Below are 19,638 nucleotides of genomic sequence, written 5' to 3'. Positions count from 1 at the left end.
GGTGAGCGACGAGGACGAGGGCGCGCCGCACGGCGACCCGGACTCCGGGCCGGGGTACGGCGACCGGGGGGACGCCCAGGACCGGGGCGCGGACCGGGGCTCCGACCGCGGTGACCGGAACGAGCGCGGTGACCGGGGTGACCGGAGCGACCGGGGAGGCCGAGGCGATCGGGGTGACCGAAGCGACCGGGGTGGTCGCGGCGAGAGGGGTGACCGGGGCGAGAGGGGCGAGCGCGGGGGCCGGGACGGCGATCCCCGCAGGGACCCGTCCGAGGGCGGCGACCAGCCGCCCCGCGAGCCCAGCGTCTTCGCCGCCGCCGAACGGGGGCCCCTCGGGGGCGAGGGAGACACCGGCGGCGCCGCCACCGCCCGCCGGGCCGTCCGCACCTGGGCGGGCGGCGGGGCCGACCGGCTCACCACCATCCACGGCGACGGCACGGTCTTCGAGGGCAACCAGATCTTCGCCCTGTACGGCTCCGACCGCGCCGCGCACTTCGTCCAGGGCCCCGTGCCGAGGGAGACCCTCGACCACCTGGGGCGGGTGTACTGCGCGACCGCCGCGTACCCCCGGATGCGGGACCGGCTCCGCGACCACCGGGTGCTCGTCCTGTGCGGCGAGCCCGGCAGCGGCCGGAAGGCCACCGCGCTCGCCCTCCTCGACGAACTGACCGGCGGGAGGGTCTTCCGGCTCGACCCGCGCCACGGCGTCGACGAGATCACCGAGGACGTCCTCCAGGAGGGCGGCGGACACCTCCTCGAACTGCTCGCCGAGGACGTGCGCGCCGAGAGCGAGCCCCCCGGCGGCCGGGGCGAGGGGAACACCTCCCGCCGCCGTCCCGCGACCCGGCTCAGCGAACTGCACCTGGACCGCTTCGGGGACCTGCTGCGCGGGCGGGACGCGTACGGCGTCGTCCTCGTCGAGGACGGGGAACTCGCCGACCGGCTGCTGCGCGGCCGGTACGGGATGTACTGCGCGCCGCCGCCCGCCGAGGAGGTCCTCCAGCGGCACCTCTGGCACCGGCTGCGCGCCGAGTCCGACGAGGCCGTCGGAGAGGCGCGGGCGCACGCCGGACGGCGGGAGGTCGTCGCCGCGCTCGGTCTGGAGGAGCTCCGCCCCCGCGAGGCCGCCCGGCTCGCCGACCACCTCGCCGGACACTGGCGCGGGGAGATGTCGGACGACCGGCTCCTCGTGGAGTGCCGGTCGTTCGTACGGTCGCAGGCCCGCGAGTGGTTCGCCGGGGCCGACCGGCCGGGGGCGCTCCCGGAGGCGCTGCCCGCGCTGAACGCCGGGGCGTTCCGCATCGCCGTCGCCGTCTTCGACGGCTCCGCCTACAGTCTCGCCGCCGAGGCCGCCGAACTCCTCTCCTGGGAACTCGCCGTCACCCTCGACCCCGAACACGCCCCGGGACGGCGCCTGTTCGGTACCCACGCCGAACACCGCCCGGTGCAGGCCCGCGCCGTCCTGGAGGACGGCGAACTGGACCTCGGACCGGCCAAGGTCCCGGTGCGGGCCGTCCGCTTCCAGGGCGAGGCCCTCGCCGGGGCCGTCCTCGGCGAGGTGTGGCACGGCTACCACAACGTGCGCGGCCCGGTCGCCCGCTGGCTGCGGGCCCTGTGCGACGACCCCCGCCCCGAGGTGTGGGTGCGGGCGTCCATCGCGGCCGGAGTGCTCTGCTCCTGGGACTGGATCCACGGCTTCCGCGAACTGGTCGTCCCGCTGGCCGTCACCGACGAACCGGTCGCCCACATGGCCGCCGCGACCGCCCTCGCCGAGTCCGCCCGCGACCCGCGCGTCCGGCCCGCCGTCGCCGCCGTGCTCAAGGACTGGGCGGGATCGGGCGAGGAGTCCCTCGTCAGGACCGCCCTGCTCGCCCACGGCTACGTCCTGGCCGCCGGGAGCGTCCCCGGCTCCCTCGACGCGCTGGCCCGGGTCGTCAGGGCCCGCGAGGCGACCGACATCGAGGTCCTCGTGCCCGCCTCCTTCAGCGTGGCCCGGCTGCTCGCCTCCGGCGAACCCGGGCCGGTGCTCCGCAGGCTCCGGCACTGGCTGGAGGACGGACGGCTCAATCTGGCCAACCTCGTGCACCTCTCCGTCATCCGGACGCTCACCACCCGCACCACCCATCTGTGGGGGCTGCGCGAGGTGCCCGAACTCGACGGACACGCGTCCCGTCCGCTGCTCGTCGCCCTGCTCGCCACCCGGCCGGAACTCGCCCCTCCGCTGGCTTGGTTGCTGCGCCACGCACTGACCACGGCCCGATCCGGGGAAGCTGCCCTGGAGGCGCTCGGCGGTCTGCTGCGGCGGGCCGCGAAGGACCCGGAGTCGCTCGGGCACGTCGGTGGCTTCCTGCCGCTCCTCGCGGTGGACCGCCGCGACCGCGACCGGCTCAGGGGCCTGCTGAACGAACTGGTCAGGGACCGTGACAGGCCCCTGGACCGTGAAGCGGCGCGCCGCATGTGGGACGCCGTGACGGAAGGAGCGAACCGATGACCGGGCCCGAACAGGACAGGAACCCGCGGCGGGACGAGCGGGCGCGCCCGCAGGACGGGGAGCGGGCGTACGACCCGGACCGCGACGGCCGCGCCCGCGCCCGTGCCCGTGACGAGCGGGCCCGCGCCGGGGACGGCCGGGAACGGCAGCGGTACGAGGGGCAGAACGGCGGTCGCAGGGGCGGTCGCGACGACGCGGAGGACCCGGACCGGGACACGGACCGGGACCCGGACGCCCCGGGCGGTGAGCGGGACGGCGCGGCGCGGGGACGGCCGGGCGGCGACCCGTACGACGGCCCTGGCGGGGGCCCCGACTCCGGTTCCGCTTCCGGTTCCGCCTCCGGCGGGGGCGGTCGGCCGCGCGGACCGCTGGTCGGTGAGTACGCGCCCCCGTACCGGCGCAGGAGCGGCCGGGTCGCCGCCGTTCTCCTCTACCGCAACGGCGGCCACCGGATCATCTGGCCGGACCGTACCGAGGACGTGAACAAGCCGATGTTCGGCACCCCCTACACCGTCTTCGAGGTGCGGCTGGGGCGGAACGTCACCGAGTTCAGGCTCCAGCTCCCGGCCGCCGGGGACGGCGTCTTCTTCGAAGCCGTCGCCAAGGTCCAGTGGGTGGTGACCGACCCGCACCTGGTCGTCCGCGAACAGGTCGAGGACGTCGCCGAACTGCTCCACGACGAACTGCTCGACGGTCTGCGCAGGCTCTCCAGGAGATTCCGGATCACCGAGGCGCAGCGCGCCGACGAAGCCGTGCGGGAGGAGCTGGCCGCCGGCCGGCTCAGCTTCGGCCGGGACATCGGCCTGCGCACCCGGGTCCTCGTCTTCATCGACCTCGACGACTCCGTCAAGGCGGAGGTCTCCCGGCGGGACCGGGTCGGCGTCACCATGGAGGCGGACGAGCGCGTCGCCGAGGCCGAGCGGCGCCGGGAGGCCGCCGAGCGGGCCCTGATCGCCGACCGCGCCCGCGAGATGGAGGCCCTCTTCCGGCGCGGCGACCTCGCGCAGATCGCCCACCACATGGCGATGAACCCCGACAAGCAGTGGGAGATCCGCACCCAGCTCCAGCGGGAGCGGCGGGAGAGCCAGGAGGACTACCTGGCCGTCTTCAACCGGCTCCTGGACACCGGGGTCCTCGAACGGCACGACATCGGCGAGCAGATGTACCAGGTGCTCATGTATCTGCGGACCCAGACCGGCAGCGTCCTCGGCGGCATCACCGACCGGGTGCTCAACCCGCCGGGCGACACCGGGCGCCGCCGCCTCGACCCGGGGCCCGGCCTCCCCGAACCGAGCTTCCCCGACTGGGACGAGGAACACGGGGAGCACGGGGACGCGCCCCGCGATCCCCGGGTGTACGAGCCGACCCGCGTCGAGTCGGGCTCCGAACGGGAGCGGGAACGGGAGCGGGAACGGGAGCGGGGGAGGCGGCGCGACCGGTCGCGGTCCCGTGACGACGACACCCGCGACGGGAACGACGACGCCCCCCGGGACGAAGCCCCCGCCGACCGCCGGGACGGGGGCCACGACCGCTACGACCCGGACGACTCCTACGGGCGGACCGACTCCTACGAGCGGAACGACCGCTACGACCGCGACGACCCCTACGACCGGTCCCGGCGGACCACCCGCCCCGGCAGGGCCAGTTCCGCCTTCGACGACTGGGACGAGACATGACCGCGCCGGTCCCGATACCGGACCCGGCGCCCCCGCCGGATCCCGTACGGGGGCCCGGGGACGGTCCCGGTCCCGTACGGGAGTCCGTCCCCGGTCCCGTACGGGGTCCGGCGGCCCGTCCCGTACGGGAGTCCCCGGCGGGGACCGGGCCGCACCCGGTCCCCGCGCTCCGGGAGGAGGAGCTGAGGTTCATGGCGGAGCACCTGCTCTCCACCGTCCGCGAGGACATCGGGCGGGCCGACACCAAGGCCGCGATCCTGCTCTCCGGCGCGCTCGCCTTCCTCGCCGTCGTCTTCTCGGGGGAGCGTTCCCCCCTGCCCACCGCCGGGACGGGACTCGTGTTCCTGCTGCTCGCGGGAGCGCTGTGGACGGCCGGTGCGGTGATGCTCGTCTCCGTGGTGCTGCCGCGCACCCGGATCGGCGCCGACCGCACGCTGCTGCGCGAGCTGACGGCGGGCCCGACCGGACCCGCGCTGCGCGCCCGGCTCGCCGCCACCGGTACGGACGCCACCGGCTGGCTCCTCGAACAGGCCGGTGTGCACGGTCTGGTGCTCGCCGCGAAGTACCGGTGGCTGCGCCTGGGCGTCTCCGCGCTCGCGCTCGGCGCCCTTCTGGCCCTCTTCAGCGAACTGTGGTGAGAGTGAACATGCAGTGGACCACCAGGGGGAGCGTCCTGCTCCTCGCCGGGGCGCTCGTCGCCCTCTCCGGACCGTTCGCGGCGACCACCGCCACGGGCGCGCCCGGTACGCCCGCGCGCCCGGCCGCCCCGGCGGTGGTCCCGCACGCCCCGGCAGCCCCGTACGTCCCGGTCTTCCCGTACGCCCGAGCCGCCCTGCGCGTCCCCGCCGCCCCGCTCGCCCCCGTCGCCCCCGTCGATCCCGCCGACGGGCCCGACCCCATCGACTTCGCCGTCGTCGTCGACCAGTCGGCCAGCCTCGCCGACAAGGACCTCGCGCGCGAGACCGAGGCGGCGGCGCTCATCAGCCAGGGCGAGATATCGGAACGCTCACGGGCCACCGTCATCGGCTTCGGCAGCTCCGAGAAGCCCGGCCAGTCACCCGTCCGCGAGGTCTGCCCGCTCATCGCCGTCGACGCGGCGGGCCGCCAGCGGCTCAGCGACTGCGTCCAGCTCCTGAACGACCGCGACTCCGCCCGCACCGGCCCCGGCACCGATTTCCCCGCCGCCGTCCGGCAGGCCGTCACCCGTCTCACCGAGGGCCGGACGCCCACCGCCGCCGGGACACCCGCCGTCCCCAAGGTCGTCTTCCTGCTCACCGACGGGCGGCTCGACGTCGCCGACAGCCCCGAGTACGGCACCGACCGCGACAGCCGACAGGCCAACGGCGCCCGCAGGCTCACCGAGGAACTCGCCCGCGCCCGCGCCGCGGGCGTCCAGATCTGGCCCCTCGGCTTCGGCGGCGAGATCGACCGCGCCGCCCTCACCGCCATGGCCGGGGGCGGCTACCGGGGCGCCTGCTCCGGAATCCCCGGCTCCGTCCCCCGGATGCGGGTCGTGGGCACCTCCGCCGGGATCGACACGGCGCTCCAGGAGACCTTCGCCGCCGCCCGCTGCGCCCGGATCGCGCACGGCACCGTGGGCAAGCCCCCCGCCGACCTGACCGTCACCATCCCGCCCATCGCCACCGACGGCTCCCTGACCGTCGCCAAGCACGATCCGAAGGTACGGGTCACCTACTACGACCCGGCGGGCCGCAAGGTCCCCGCCCAGGGCGAACTCGACGGCTCCGTCTTCGAGGTGAGCGGCCAGAACGGCCCCGTCGAGGCGCTCCGCGTCACGAACCCGCTGCCCGGCCGCTGGCGGGTGCACATCGAGGCCCCGGAGGGCCACGGCGACCGCGAGGTCGCCGTCCGGGCCATCTGGCAGGGACGGCTCCGCTCCACGGTCGTCCTCGACCCCGCGTCCCCGCGCCCCGGCGAGAAGGTCACGGTGGAGGTGCGGATGCAGACCCGGCGCGGAGTCGTCATCACCGACCCGGGCCAGCTCGCCGGGCTCGCCGTCACGGCCGATCTCAGCGGCGACGGCTTCAGCCCGGTCTCCTTCCGGCTCGCCGACGACGGCAGGGCCCCCGACACCAGGGCCGGGGACGTGCGGTTCACCGGTACGTTCACGCTGCCCGCCGGAGCCACCGGCGACCTGGAACTCCTCACCAGGATGGCCGCCCCCGGCATCGTCTCCGACCGGCGTCCGCTGCACGCCCGCGCCGCCGACGGCGTCCCCCTCGTGACCGCCGGGCTCGTCACCGACGCCGTCACCGTCCACCCCGGCGGCACCGTCCACGGCACCCTCGCCGTCACCAACAACGACACCGCGCCGCACACCCTGCGCCTCGCCCTGGCGGACCAGGTCCCCGGCGCGGAACTCGCCATCACCCCGGCGACCGTCACCGCCCCGCCGAACAAGGCCGTCAGCGTCCCCTTCACCGTCACCGTCGGTCCGGGCACGCCCCTCGGCGAACTCGGCGGCCAGGTCACCGCCGTGGACACCGGAGACGGCGACCGGGCCCTGCGCGGCACCTTCCTGGACGTCCGGGTGGTGGCCCCGCCGACCTGGTGGGACCGGTGGTGGCGGGCCGTGGCGGCGGGCGCGGCCGTCGCCCTCCTCGCGGGCGCCTTCGCCGGGATCCGGCTCGCCGCCCGGCGCCGCCGCCGCGACCTGACCGGCGTCACTCTCGAACTGTGCCAGGAGGGAAGGCCGCTGGACTCGCTGACCGTGCGCCGGGGACAGTCCCCCGGCGGCGCCTTCGCCTTCACCGTGGACGAGCCCTACGGGGCGCCCCCGACCCTCCGCCGGGTCCCCGGCGGCTCCGCCTCCACCGCCCATGTGCTGCGCCGCGACGGAGCGGGCGAGCTGCTGCTGCGCCTGCGGGGCGGCGGTCAGGTCCCGCTCAGATCCGGTGAACCGACCGGCGTCGGCGACCACGAACTGGTCGTACGGAGCGGTCGCGCGGCCCCGCGCGGCGACGGCCGGGACGGCACCGGAGGCCGTACCGGCGCCGGGCGCCGGAACCGCGGGTCCCGCACCGGCTGGTGGGCCCGGCGGCCCGGCGCGGCCCGGCGCGCCGAGCCCGTCGGCGGTCCCGGAGCGCGTACGGGCGGCCGTACGGGCCCCGAGGGCCGGTCCGGCGACCCGGGCGCGGGCACCTTCCCCGACGCGGGCGGTGACTACGACAACAACTTCTGAACACGACGACGACTTCTGAACGGACCGATCACCCGACCGGCTCCGGACGGACCCCGTCCGGCCGACCGGAGCACGGCCCAGGACCGGAGCACGGCCCAGGACCGGAGCACGGCCCAGGACCGGACGGCCCCGGACCTGCCGTCCCGTCACCGGTCCGTCCCGGGAACGGGCCGGTGACGGGTGCCGGCCGGTTCCCGGAAACCGGCCGACCGCCCACCGGCCGGCCCCCAACGCGTGAGATCTGAACGGGTCAGCGAGGAGAAGGACATGAAGATCTACCAGCCGATGCTGTTCGTCGGGCTGGGCGGCACCGGCGGACGCATCGGCAGCGAACTGGAGCGCGGCCTGCGCCGGGAACTGTGCGGTCCCGACGGTACCGACCTGGTCGACGGCGGCCGTCGCCTGCCCTTCCAACTGCCCGACTGCCTCCAGTTCGTCTACGCCGACTTCAGCGAGGGCGAACTGCTCAACCAGCCGCAGTTCCGCGCCAAGGGAGCCGAGGGCGCCGCCTTCGCCCGCACCTCCCGCATGGTCCGCGACCTGCTCCCCACCGACCTGGAGACCTCGCCCGACGTGACCCGGATGCTGCGGGTCTCCCTCCCCGAGGAGACCCGGCTGTGGCTGCCGCCGCAGGCCCGGCAGCCGCGCGTCGCCCCGCTCAACGCGGGCGCGGGCCAGCTCCCGACCGTCGGCCGCGCGGCCCTCTTCGCGACCCTGCGCTCCGGCCTCGAACCCGTCCTCCGCCAGCTCCGCGAGGCCATCGGCGCCATCGGCCAGGCAGCCGGGGACCTCCGGCGGGTCGGCGGCGGCCGGATCAGGGGCTGTGACGTCTTCGTCGCCTTCTCCGTCGCCGGAGGAACCGGCGCCGGGATCTTCTACGACTTCATCCACCTCATCGGCCACGAGTTCCGCAACGCCCGGGTCCCCGGGGTGAAGATCTACCCGCTCGTCGTCATGCCGTCCGCCTTCCCGCCCGAGGCGGGCGGCGGACGCGAGGCCGAACTCAACTCGGCCCGCGCCCTCGTGGACCTCTCGCGGCTCGTCGACGACCAGAACGTGCCCGACGCCCTCGACCAGGTCGGCGACGTCGAGGACCGGGGCAGGCTGAGCGTCACCTACCCCGGCGACGGGGTCGTCGCGCTGCGCCCGGCCACCATGCAGACCGCGTTCCTGTTCTCCAAGCCCGCCGTCATCGGCAGCGAGGACCTGCGCCGCTCCATCGCCGCCATGGTGATGTCCCTGATCGGTACCGACATCGGCGACGACAGCGGTTCGGCCACCCGCGCCGACGAGGACTACCAGTCCTTCGCCGCCAGCTTCATCAACAAGAGCGTCGAACGCTCGACGCCCGCCCGCACCGGCATCGGCTACCGGGGCATGTCGACCAGCCTCGCCGCCTCCCTGACCGTGCCCGTCGACGACCTCGCCGAGATCGTCGCCGCCCGCCTCCTCGCCCAGGCCGTGAGCGGCATGGCCGAGCGGGCCGGGCGGCCCGACCGGGAGGGCCAGAACCACGTGCGGGACCTGTTCACCCGCTCCGGCGTCGGCCGTCTCTGGAGCCGCGAGGCCCCCGACGTGCCCGCGCCCGAGCAACTGCCCCGGGGCCGCAACCGGATCACCCAGGAACTCCGCAACCGGCTCGGGGACATGGAGGAGGCCCTGCGCCGCCTCGACAGCGGTCTCGCCCGCGAGATGCCCCGCCTCACCGAGGACTTCCGGCCCAGCGCCGGAGTCCGTGAACTCCTCGGCCAGATGGACCCGTTCCAGGTCGAGGCGGTCCTCGCCGGACTGCCCGGCCACCCCGACCGGGTGGCCAGGGAGGGCTTCACCGGAATGCTCGACAACCGGCGCAACGAACCCGAACGGCCGCCGGACGTGGGGACCTCCGCGCCCGCCATCCCCGCCGTCCGGGGCAGCGTCGGCGGAGTCGTACCGGCCCGGTGGAGCGACCCCGACGTGCAGGACGCGCTCGCCGCCCAGGAGGCCTGGTACCAGTGGCGGGCCCGCACCCTCTGGCACCGGGGCTGGCAGGCGGGCGAGGCCCAGTGGCGGCCCTCCCTCAACCGGGTCACCGTCGAGGTCGCCGAACTCGCCAAGGCGCTGCGCGCGCACGAGCACGACGAGGCGAAGTCCTTCGCCGAACGCCGCCGCGACCTCTACCGCGACGACCGCGCGGGCATCGCCTACCTGCTGCCCCCGCAGAACACCCTGCGCGCCTTCTACGACGACGTCGTGGACCGGCTCGCCGAGAGCCTGGGCCTGCCGGAGACCGCCGACCCCGCCGCCATCCTCGGCAGGCTCGTCGGACCCGACGACTGGCGGCGGGCCCTCGACACCGTCCGGCGGTCCTCGGGGGCGGCCGTGAAGGAGATCAAGCAGGTCGTCGAACGCCGGGTCAAACGGCTCTTCGGCGAGGCCAACGACGACGTCTTCGCCCGCCCCCTGCTGCCCTCCATGGAACTGCTCCTGCGGGCCGCGTCCGGCGACGAGTCCGCCGAGGCCAAGGTCGATCCGCGCTGGCTCGACCAGTTCCGCGCCCGGCTCGCCGGGCTGATCCCGGTGGGGTTCGTGCCCGACGGCAGCGGACCGCTGAAGATCCTCATCGTGCACCCGGCGAGCGAGGCCGACGGCCGGGCCCGCGACTTCCTCGAACAGGAACTCAACCTGCCCGCCCGGGTCACCCCGGAGAGCCGCGCGGGCGACACCGACTCCATCACCGTCGTCTTCTTCCGCAGCGGCATGAACCTCACCGACATCTCCGAGGTCCGCGCCGTCCTCAGCGTCTGGTCCGAGGCGCGCGACGCGGGCGGCGAGGACGACTTCCTCCACTGGCGCCAGCGCCTCGGCTACCAGGACGACTGGCTGGTCTCCACCGAACACGACCGGCAGCGCATCCTGCACCGGCTGCTCTGCGCGATGTGGAACGGGCACGTCGACGCCGAGGGCCCGGCGGACTCGCCCCACCGGGTGCGCATCCGGCTCCAGGACGGCGAGTCCGCGACCATGTCGCTGCGCCTGGAGGACTTCGACGGCTCCCTCTCCAGCTGGGCCGGGCTGCTGCGCGCGTACGAGCGCTGGGCGCTGCTCGACGAGGGGCAGATCATCGAGCAGTTCTGCGAACGCCTCATGCAGGCCCTGCCGAAGGGGCTCGCGCAGGTGCCGGTGCCGCCGTCGCCGCTCTTCGCGCGGTTCGTGGAGGAGGTCGCCCCGCGCCAGCTCGACCTCATCGACGGGCTGGTCGAGGAGTTCGGCGCGGCGGACAGCGAATGGCTCGCACCGCTGCGCCACTTCTGGTCCGTCACCTACCCCGGCGCGCTGGCCATGCGCTTCCCGAAGGCGGCCCGCGCGACCAAGTCGAGCCTGCGCGCCCTGTACGACCGGCACACCCCGCGCCCGGCCCCCGGCCGGGACCCCCGCCCACGGGGGACGGGGGAGCGGGGCGGGTACGGGAACGAGGGCGGGTCCCGTGCCCCGTACGGGACCGACGAGCGGGGCCCCTACGGGACCGGCGACGGCCCCGGTCCCGACCCCCGCGTCCCCTACGGGGACAGGGACACCCGGGGCCCCGGACCCGGTGGACGGACGCCCCGGCACCGGTCCGTCTACGACGGTGAGTGGGAGTACGACCCCGAACCGGAACCCGACCCGTACGACGACGAGCCGCACGAGAACCCCTACGAGGAACCGCACGGACACCAGGACGGAATCCGGGGCGGAGACCGGGGCGAGCAGCGGAACGGGCACCCGAACGGACACCGGGGCGGAATCCGGGACGGCCATCGGGACGGCAACCGGCGGGGAAACCCGTACGGGACCCCGTACGACGACCCTTACGACGACCCGTTCGACGAGCCGTTCGAGGACCGCGATCCCGGACGCGACCCCGTAAGGGATCCCGCCCCCGGACGTGAGACCGACCGCGATCCCGGCCACAGGCCCGGCCGTGATCCGGACCGCGACCCCGGCCGCCACCCCGGGCCCGGCCCCGCGCGCGGCTCCGGCTCCGCCCGCCGTGGTGACGGCGGGGCCGGGCGGGACGGCCGGAGGGCGCCCCGCCGCGACCCGGAGAAGGAGGCCGAATGAGCCCCCGCGTCCTTCCCGAACGGCCCCTCCCGGGGCACGCCGTCTGCCTGGACCTGCGGACGACGGCGGCGCACGACCCCGACGACGCCGTCCGCGCCGCCCTCGACGCCCAGCCGCCCGGTGGCGAACGCCGCTTCCTGGTGCTCGACACGGCCGACCGGCTCGTCGCCCACCAGCGGCTCTACGAACGCCTCTCCTCGTACGGCCCCGCCCGCGTCGTCTGCCTCGCGGTCGGCGACCGGAACGGGCGGACCGTGCGCCGCACCCTCACCCTGCGCCCGCCCGCCGCGGGCGTCCTCTGGCTGTTCGACGGCGTCGAGGACGACGTGCCCGGCGACGCCGTACTGCGCCCGCTCGTCGACGTCCTGGCCACCCCCGAGGTCTTCGACGCGGTCCTGCGCGCCCTCGGCGAGGTCGTGCACGGGGTCGCCGTGCCCGCCGTGCGCGTCCTGGAGCACGGCCTCACCGACGAGGCCCGGGAGCGCGCCTGGCGGCAGGCGGTCGAGGGGCTCGTCGGCCAGGAGGTGCCCGCGGGCGCGTCCGCCGCCGCCGAGCGGGTGCCCGGCGCGCTGGCGCTGCTCCTCGACGAGGGCGTGCCGCGTTCCCTGAGCGGTCACCCGTGGCTGCCGCCCGGGGGCAGGACCGGGGCCGCGCTCGCCGCCTGCGAGGAGGCCGTCGCCGACGCCGCCGACGGGCACCAGCGGGTCCGGGGCGCGGCCGGACTCCTCACCCGGGCGGGCGCGGACGTCGATCTGCCGGGGGACATCGAGCGGGTCGTACGGGAACTGGGCCGGGTCCGGGCCGTCGTCGCGGACGCGTTCGGCGCCGCGGGCGGCAGCCGCCCCACCGTCGAGCACCGGGCCGTCCTCCGGGACCGGGGCGTCGAACTCCCCGAGATGCCGAGGGAGATCACCCGCGCCGGGATCGTCCCGGCCCTGCGCGACCACACCCACGAACTGATCGGCCGGGGCCTCCCGCTGCGTTCGGTCGCGGCCAGGCTCTCCGCGCTGTCCGCGCGCACCGCGCCCGTCGGCAGCACCGCCCGGCTCGCCCGGCTCGACGCGCTCTGCGGCCCCGAGCGGCTGGGTCGGCTCGACGGCCGGTACGCCTTCACTGCCGGGGGCCCGCGCCCCACGGCCTTCGCGGTCACCGGGCTCCTCGCCCTGCTCGCCGGAGTGTGGCCGGTCCTCGGCTGGGTCCTCGGCCCGGCCGTCGGCGTCGTCGCCGCCGGACTCGCCCGGCTGGCGCTGTGGCGCAGGCCCAACCGGTCGCCGGACGGCCGGACCGACGGCGGCGGGTCGACGGGGGCCGCCCCCCGGCTGCTCGGCGGCCTCCTCGGCGGTCTGGCCGGGGCGGGCCTCGGACTGTTCCTCGGCCCGCCGCCGTGGGCGGGGGCCCTGGCGTTCGCCGTGTCCCTGACGGCCGTCGTCCTCCTCGCGCTGAGGGACTGGACCCGGGGCGTGGACGACTGGTGGGCGCGGGCGGACCCGGAGGAGGCCTGGCGCGTCCTCGGGGAGGTCCGGAACCTCGTCGTCACGACCGCCGTGCACGACTGGCTCTTCGCCGAGGTGCGCCACCACTGCTCGGCGGGCGCGGGCGCGGTGGCCCGTCTGCTCGGCGACCTCGCGGACACGGCCGACGCGCACGGGCCCGGCACCGCCGCCCCGCCGGGCGCGGACTTCCGCGCGGCGGGACGGAGCCGGGAGGACCGGGGCGGCGAGTGGGACGGCGGCGGACGGGACGGCGGCGAGTGGGGCGAGAGCCTCCCGCCGCCGTCTCCCCGGTCCTCCGGCGCCTCCCGTCCACGGGACCCGCGCGGAGACACGTACGGGAACGCGTACGGGGGCTCGTACGACCCTCACGGAGACTCGTTCGGGGACACGTACGGGGACTCGTTCGGGGACTCGTTCGGGGACATGGGCGACGACCACTACGGGGACCCGTACGGGGACGACCTCGGGACCGGGGACAACCCGTACGGGAGCCCCTACGGGGACCGGGAGGAGCCGTACCGGAGCCCCTACGGGGACCGCGACGACCGGGACCCCTACGGGTCTTCCGGCAGGTCCACCGCCGCCCCGGGGTCCTTCGCCCGGGACCCCGGGGACCCCTACGGAGGGCCCTCGGCGCTGCCCGCGCCCGCCTGGCTGGAACGGCGGCACGGGGACGGCGGCCCGCTCCTCGTCGACACCCTCGTCGGCGATCTGGTCGCCGGTACCCTCCTGATCCTCGACCGCTGCTGGGCGGGCGTCGAGCGGGACCCCGGCGCCCCCGCCTCCCCGGTCCACGAGCGGCGGCTCACCGAACTCCTGGACGACACCCGGCTGCGCCTGGAGCGGGACGTGGCCGCCTCGCCGCCGCCCCGCCCCGAGGGGCCGCGCGACCCCGAGGGCCCCGCCGGGCTCACCGCCCCCGCCGACCGGCCCGACGCCGCCCGGCTCAGCGGGGTCGCCCCCGACGCGGTGGCCCGGCTGCTCCTCGCCGGGGACGACCCCGGACTCACGGTCACGCTCTGCGGGCCGGAGCACCTGCGGCTGCTCTCCCACGACCCGCTCGCCGCCCGGCAGGTCCGGTTCGTACCGGAGGCCATGCGGCGCGGGGCGGCGGGCGACGACATCTGGCGGGGCACTCCCGAGGAGGTCGTCTGGACCGGCGCGGGACGCCACGCGGGAATCCTCCGTCTCGTCCCGCTCCGCGCGGACGTCGTGCACACCGTCCGCGCCGAGGAGGCGGAAGACCAGTGACCGACCCGAACCGTCCGAACCACGGGAACGACCCCACGGACCCGCACGGACCGGGGGACCCGTACGAACCGGGCGACCCGCACGATCCGCGCGACCCGGCGGGCCGGGGGCGCCCGGAACCGTACCGCCCGAAGATCTGGCGTCCCGCGGACCGGACCCTCCCCCCACCCGCGCGCCCGCACCACCCGCCCGGCCCCGGCCTTCCGGACGACGCCGGTTCCCCGGGCGGCACGGGCCGTCCCGCCGAGTCGGCGTCCCCGGACGGCCTCGGGCACCGGCCCGGCCCGGTCCACCCGAACAGCCTTGCCCGCGGCGAGGGTTCAGAGCTCCCGGACGATCCGTACGGCCCGTCCCGCCCGGTCTTCCCGGGGGCTCCCGGAGGCGGACCGGAGTTCCCGGCCGAGGCGGGCCGGGGGGCCGTCGACCCCGGCCGGTCCCTCGGGCCGGAGGACCCGGACCACCTCCGGGCGCCCGCCCCGCCGCCCCACCCGTACTACCAGGAGGTGGAGTTCCTCACCCACGGCGAGGCGCCGGTGCGCTTCGCCGTGCGGTACGGCGAGGACCACCAGGTCCCGGGCCGCCCCGGCTTCCTGGCGCGCCGGGCGTACCTCGGGACCGCGGCGCAGCCCGTCGTCCAGTACCGGCTCGCCTCCCCGGCGCTCGCCGACCCGTACGCGTACGGACGCCTGGAGCGCGAGGTGGCCGCCGCCGTCGCCCTCGAACGGCGTTACGGCGGGGCCAGGTCCGGGGCCGTCCTCACCCGGACCGTCGGCTTCGACCTCACCTCGGCCGAGCCCTTCGTGCTGTACCGGCCGCCGACCGGCCGTCCGCTCGCCGACTGGGCGGGCCGCCTCGCCGCCGAGGAGCAGGAGCGGATCGTCGGCCAACTCGCCACGGCCGTCAGGCTGCTGGCCGACGCCGGTCTCGTCCACCGGGCGGTCACCCCCGGCACCGTACGGTGGGACGGCACCCGGGTGCGGCTGTGCGAGCCGTACGCGGCGCTGCGCGCCGGAGAGCCGCGCGAGCCCTACGGGGCCGCCCCCTGGGCCTCGCCCGAGCAGCGCGCGGGCCACGGGACCGCCGATCCCCGCGACGACCTGTGGTCCGTCGCCGAGATCGCCTACTTCCTGCTCGCCGGGCACCCCGACCGGGGTGAGGGGCCGCCCCGGGACCTCGCCGACTACCGGCGGCTCGCCGCCCTCGGACACAGCGGCCTCTTCTCACCCCTGGCCGCCGAACGGCCCAGTCCTGAGGAGCTGTTGAGGCTCCTCCACGTCCCCGACCCGCTCGCCTCCGGGGCGGGCGCGGCCGATCCGCTGGACCGGTGGCGCGCCGCGTACGACCATCAGATCGCCCGTAAGCGCGCCCTCACCGGAGCGGGCCGCCCGGACGACGGGACCGCCCCCGACGCCGCCCATGAGCCCCGTCCGCCCCGCGCCTCCCTCCTCGGACGGATCTTCGGCGGCGGCGACCCGGCCCGTCCCGCCGGTGCCGACCGGCGCCCGGACGAGGATCGCGGGACGGGCCCCGGTCAACCGCCCTACAGGGAGCGGAGGTTCGGTCAAGACGCGCGCGGCGGTCCGGCGGGAGCCAGTGGTCCCGCCGCCTTCGTGCCGTCGCCCGAGCCCCTGTCGTCGGCCCTCTCCCGGGGCCGGATGTGCCCGCACTGCCTGCTGCCCGTCACCTACGACGAACGGCTGCTCGTCACCATCGACGCCAAGGGCAACCGCATCCCGCTGGACCTCGGCGCCGAACGGCGGCCCGGACACCGCGCGGACGCCCTCCGCAAGGCGTACCACCTCTGCCCGCACACCGGGAAGGGCGACGAGGAGCACGAACTGCCCGTGCCGTACCTCACCAACGGCGAGCCGCTCACCGTCGCCCTCGTCGGCAGTTCCTCCGTGGGCAAGACCCATCTGCTTGCCGCCATGCTCGGCGAGGTCGAGCTGGGCGGGCTCGAACCGTACGGACTGAAGTGCCGGCCGCTGAACCCCGAGGCCCACCGCACCTATCTGCGGGAACGGGTGCAGAGCCTCCAGCAGGGCAGACAACTGGGCCGCACCGGACAGCAGACGTTCGCCCGGTTCGCCGACGGGCTGCTCGTGTCGGCGGGCGGCGCCACGCCCCGGCCCGTCGTCTTCTTCGACCTGGCGGGGGAGGACCTCGCCCAGGACAGCGAGGTCGGCCGCTTCCTCATGGGGGTCGACGCGTTCGTCTTCGTCCTGGACCCGCTGCGCGCGCTCCGGCTCACCTCCCTCGACTCCGTACGGCAGCAGAGCGGTCTGCGGCGGCGCGAACTCGGGGACGAGGCCTTCGCGACCGTCCTCAACCGCATCCCCCGGCAGCGCGGCGGGCTCGTCGCCGCTCCGGTGGCGCTCGCCGTCAACAAGAGCGACCTGGTCCGCTTCGAGCCCGTCGTGGACCGCTGGCTCGGCCGCGCCATGACGGGCCGTCACGACCCGGTCGCCGTCGATGCCGAGAGCCGTGACGCGTACGCCTTCCTCGCCCACCACGCCAGCCCCGCCTGGCTCAAGCCCTTCGACGACTGCGCGGACTGCGCGCTGCACTTCGTGGCCGCCACCGGAGGGCAGGCGCGCGGCGACCGGTTCCCGCACGGGGCCCGGCCGCGCCGGGTCCTCGCGCCACTGCTGTCGCTCTTCGCCTCGTGCGGGCTGCTGCCCGGGGCGGACACCGCCGGACCCCTGGGGCCGGGAGAGGGGAACGTCCGATGACACGGCCGGAGAACGAGGTCGACCAGATCGTCTTCCGCTGGGACAGCGAGAACCTCTCCGGCAGCACCGGCTTCGGCCCGGTCGCCTGGTCCGGCCCCCGCGAGGAGGCCGAGACCCTCTTCCGGCTCGCCGGGCCCGTCCTGCGCGCCAGCGGCGAGGAGACCCGGCCCGCCCTGGTCCGGATGCAGCGGCGCGCCGACGTGATGCTGATCCGGCGCGTCCCGTTCACCGGGGCGGACGGCGGCACCTCCGTGTTCTGCCACGCCCTCGTCGGCTCCCCCGCCCTCCTCGAACCCGCCACCTGCCTCAGGCTCCACGCCTGGGACTGGGAGGGCGCGGGCCTCGATCCGGCCGTCCGGGGGCCGCTGCCGTTCGTCCCGGACTCCGCCCTCGGCCGGGCGGCCCGCCGGGGACAGGACGGACTCGACCGGGCGCTGGCCCACGTGCCCGACGAACTCACCGGAGCCGTGGCGGAGTTGCTGCGTCACCCCGATGAGCGCCTCACCGTCCTCGACGCGCACGGCGACACCGCCTCCCCGGTGCTCTGGGGCCTGTACGGGATGTTCGGCGGGGTCACGGAACGCTGGTGGACCTTCGCCACCCACGACACCGCCGAGGTCGCCGCGCTCCGCTTCGTCTTCGTCGGCCGCTGGTCCGGGGCCGCGAGCGGCAACACCGGTCGCCGCCGGGTGGACCCGCGCGAACGGACCGGCGACCGGGCGGAGGCCGTCGCCGCCCGCCTCGTCGCCCACCACCTGCGGGACGTGGCCGAGGGGGAGAGCGGCGGGTACGCGGTCGCCGGTGCGCTCCACGCCGTCCGGTCCGCCCGCGCCTCCCTCCTGGAGACGGCCGCGCGGGCCCTCGACGCGCTGGAGCGGAACGGCGGTTCCGGGGCGCCGGGGCCCGTGGGCGGACCCCGGCGGGGGAGCGCGTCCGCCGAGCCCCGGAGGGGAGGTCCCCTACGGGACCGCCCGGACGAGGGCCGGGGCGGCGGCACCGGCCACCGCCCCCCTCGCCCGGACCGTACGGACCACCCCGGTCACCCGGACCGGCCGGGCCACCCCGATCACCCCGATCACCCCGGCCGACCGGGTCACCCCACGGCGGGGCCCGGTCAGGACCGCCTGGATCGCCGGGACCGCCCTCAGCGTCCGGACCGTCCGGCAGGCCCGTCCCACCCGGACCGGCGCGTGGAGGCGGAGCGCCCGGAGAGCCCGGAGAGCCCGCCCCCGCCCACCGGGGCCGACCGTCCGGAACGCCCTGCGGGTGCCGACGCGTGGAACCGCCCGGCGGAGGCGGAGGACCGCGCGGACCCCGGAACGAAGGCGCCCGACCGTCCCTCCGGGCCTGACAACCATCCCCGGTCCGAACTCCAGCCCCGGTCCGACCGTCCGTCCGGACCCGACGCGTGGCCCGGATCCGACGCGTGGCCCGGACCCGACCCACGGTCCGGGTCCGGCCGTCAGTCCGGTCCCGACCGCCCGTCCGGACCCGACCGCCCGTCCGGGTCCGGCTGTCCGTCCCCGTCCGACCAGCCTTTCGTGCCCGGTCCACGCCCTGATCCACGCCCCGAACCACGCCTCGATCCCGGCCGTCCGCCCCGGTCCGGCCTCCCGTCCCGGTCCGGCCGTGAGGACCCTCCGGAGTCTCCCGGGACTCCCCACGGGACTCCCCGGCCCGTACTCGACAAGCCCCAGCAGCCCCGACACCCCCACCAGCCCCCGCAGCCCCCGCCGTCCTACGAACCGCACCAGCCCCCACAGCCCCCACAGCCCCCGCCGTCCTACCAACCGCACCAGCCCCACGAACGCCCGGAGCCCCCTCCCTCCGAAGGCCCCGCGACCGTCACCCCACCCCCCAGGGCCCCCGGCTCCTCCCCGCACCCCGCCCCGGCCGAGGCCCCCGTCCGCGATCCGTACCCCCGGCCCGTCCTGCCCCTGAACGCGCCGCAGTGGACCGGGCCCGCCGAGACCGGGCGCGCGCGGCTCCGGGGGCGGGGCCGGGAGCGGGACGCCGAGACCGGGCTCGTGCACAAGCTGGCCGACGCCCGCTCCGTGGACGAGGCCCGCGAACTCGTCCAGCGGGGCGGGGGCCGAGAACTGCTCGACGCGCTGCGGCGCCAGCAGGTGTACGCCGTGCTCACCGTCCTGCTCGCCGAGGTCGCCCGCCGTCTGCCGTCCTGGGACCACGGGCGGCGCCGGGAACTGTGCGAGATCGCCATCGCCCGGGAACTGTGGGCGGTCCGGCCGCCGGGCGCGGACGCCGACCCCTCGGACCCGCCGGAGGAGCAGCGCGCGGCGAACTCCGCCGAGCTGCACCGCTGGGCCGTCCGCCCCCTCCTCGGCGGCGGCGACGCCCCCGTCGGCACGGTCGCCGAACTGCTCTCCCGGCTCCGTACGGGCCCGGAGCCGTCCGCCCGCGAGACCTTCTGGCAGATCGTCGACGGCGAGCGGCCGGGACTGCCGGACGCGGTGTGGCTGGCGCTGCTCAAGGAGGCGTACGGGCTGCCGCGTTCGGCGCCGCGCCCGGTGGCGGGGCTCTGGGGCGGGGCGGGCCCGGACGTCCCCGAGGACCCGGGCGACGGCTACACCCGGCGCTTCCTGCTCGGCGTCGGGCTGGTCCTGGGGAGCCTGGTGTTCGCGATCCTCCTGATCGCGGTCCTCCGGACCGTGATCCTGCCCTGAGCCCCGGCCCCCCGGCGTGCCCGGAG

The 19,638-nt window shown here is 76.5% G+C and carries 8 protein-coding genes; all 8 read left to right on the top strand.

Features of this window, described 5'->3' with window-relative positions; all coding sequences use genetic code 11:
* Position 1 precedes the first annotated feature (1 nt).
* The 8 genes from ACFXGN_RS13115 (at position 2) to ACFXGN_RS13080 (ending at position 19,612) form a co-directional block, all read left to right on the top strand.
* Entirely contained in the window at positions 2 to 2,491 is a 2,490-nt protein-coding gene (locus ACFXGN_RS13115) for a hypothetical protein (protein WP_384857443.1), read from the top strand.
* A complete protein-coding gene (locus tag ACFXGN_RS13110) occupies positions 2,488 to 4,167 on the top strand; it encodes a hypothetical protein (RefSeq protein WP_384857439.1) in 1,680 nt (559 codons plus the stop codon). Before ACFXGN_RS13115 ends, ACFXGN_RS13110 begins: the two co-directional genes overlap by 4 nt.
* Positions 4,164 to 4,805, top strand: coding sequence for a Pycsar system effector family protein (locus tag ACFXGN_RS13105; RefSeq protein ID WP_384857436.1), 642 nt, complete (start codon positions 4,164 to 4,166; stop codon positions 4,803 to 4,805). The genes ACFXGN_RS13110 and ACFXGN_RS13105 overlap by 4 nt, the downstream gene beginning before the upstream one ends.
* Positions 4,806 to 4,813: 8 nt before the next feature.
* Positions 4,814 to 7,369, top strand: coding sequence for a VWA domain-containing protein (locus ACFXGN_RS13100; RefSeq protein WP_384857750.1), 2,556 nt, complete (start codon positions 4,814 to 4,816; stop codon positions 7,367 to 7,369).
* 267 nt (positions 7,370 to 7,636) lie between these two features.
* Positions 7,637 to 11,452: a tubulin-like doman-containing protein gene (locus ACFXGN_RS13095; RefSeq protein ID WP_384857433.1), complete on the top strand. Its 3,816-nt coding sequence runs from the start codon at positions 7,637 to 7,639 to the stop codon at positions 11,450 to 11,452.
* Positions 11,449 to 14,196, top strand: a complete 2,748-nt coding sequence (locus ACFXGN_RS13090) for a hypothetical protein (RefSeq protein WP_384857430.1) — start codon at positions 11,449 to 11,451, stop codon at positions 14,194 to 14,196. Before ACFXGN_RS13095 ends, ACFXGN_RS13090 begins: the two co-directional genes overlap by 4 nt.
* Positions 14,193 to 16,928: a hypothetical protein gene (locus ACFXGN_RS13085; protein WP_384857427.1), complete on the top strand. Its 2,736-nt coding sequence runs from the start codon at positions 14,193 to 14,195 to the stop codon at positions 16,926 to 16,928. The genes ACFXGN_RS13090 and ACFXGN_RS13085 overlap by 4 nt, the downstream gene beginning before the upstream one ends.
* Positions 16,925 to 19,612, top strand: coding sequence for a hypothetical protein (locus ACFXGN_RS13080; RefSeq protein ID WP_384857424.1), 2,688 nt, complete (start codon positions 16,925 to 16,927; stop codon positions 19,610 to 19,612). The genes ACFXGN_RS13085 and ACFXGN_RS13080 overlap by 4 nt, the downstream gene beginning before the upstream one ends.
* The last annotated feature ends 26 nt before the right edge of the window (positions 19,613 to 19,638 follow it).

It is taken from the genome of Streptomyces sp. NPDC059247 (assembly GCF_042754005.1).
In the GTDB taxonomy this organism is placed as follows: domain Bacteria; phylum Actinomycetota; class Actinomycetes; order Streptomycetales; family Streptomycetaceae; genus Streptomyces.
The sequence above is the reverse complement of the archived record's forward strand: the minus strand, read 5'-3'. Positions and strand labels throughout refer to the sequence as shown.

What these genes read in the sequence shown, in the direction of transcription:
- ACFXGN_RS13110 (WP_384857439.1), top strand. Translation starts at nt 2,488, where the DNA reads ATGACCGGGCCCGAACAGGACAGGAACCCGCGGCGGGACGAGCGGGCG.
- ACFXGN_RS13105 (WP_384857436.1), top strand. Translation starts at nt 4,164, where the DNA reads ATGACCGCGCCGGTCCCGATACCGGACCCGGCGCCCCCGCCGGATCCC.
- ACFXGN_RS13100 (WP_384857750.1), top strand. Translation starts at nt 4,814, where the DNA reads ATGCAGTGGACCACCAGGGGGAGCGTCCTGCTCCTCGCCGGGGCGCTC.
- ACFXGN_RS13095 (WP_384857433.1), top strand. Translation starts at nt 7,637, where the DNA reads ATGAAGATCTACCAGCCGATGCTGTTCGTCGGGCTGGGCGGCACCGGC.
- ACFXGN_RS13090 (WP_384857430.1), top strand. Translation starts at nt 11,449, where the DNA reads ATGAGCCCCCGCGTCCTTCCCGAACGGCCCCTCCCGGGGCACGCCGTC.
- ACFXGN_RS13080 (WP_384857424.1), top strand. Translation starts at nt 16,925, where the DNA reads ATGACACGGCCGGAGAACGAGGTCGACCAGATCGTCTTCCGCTGGGAC.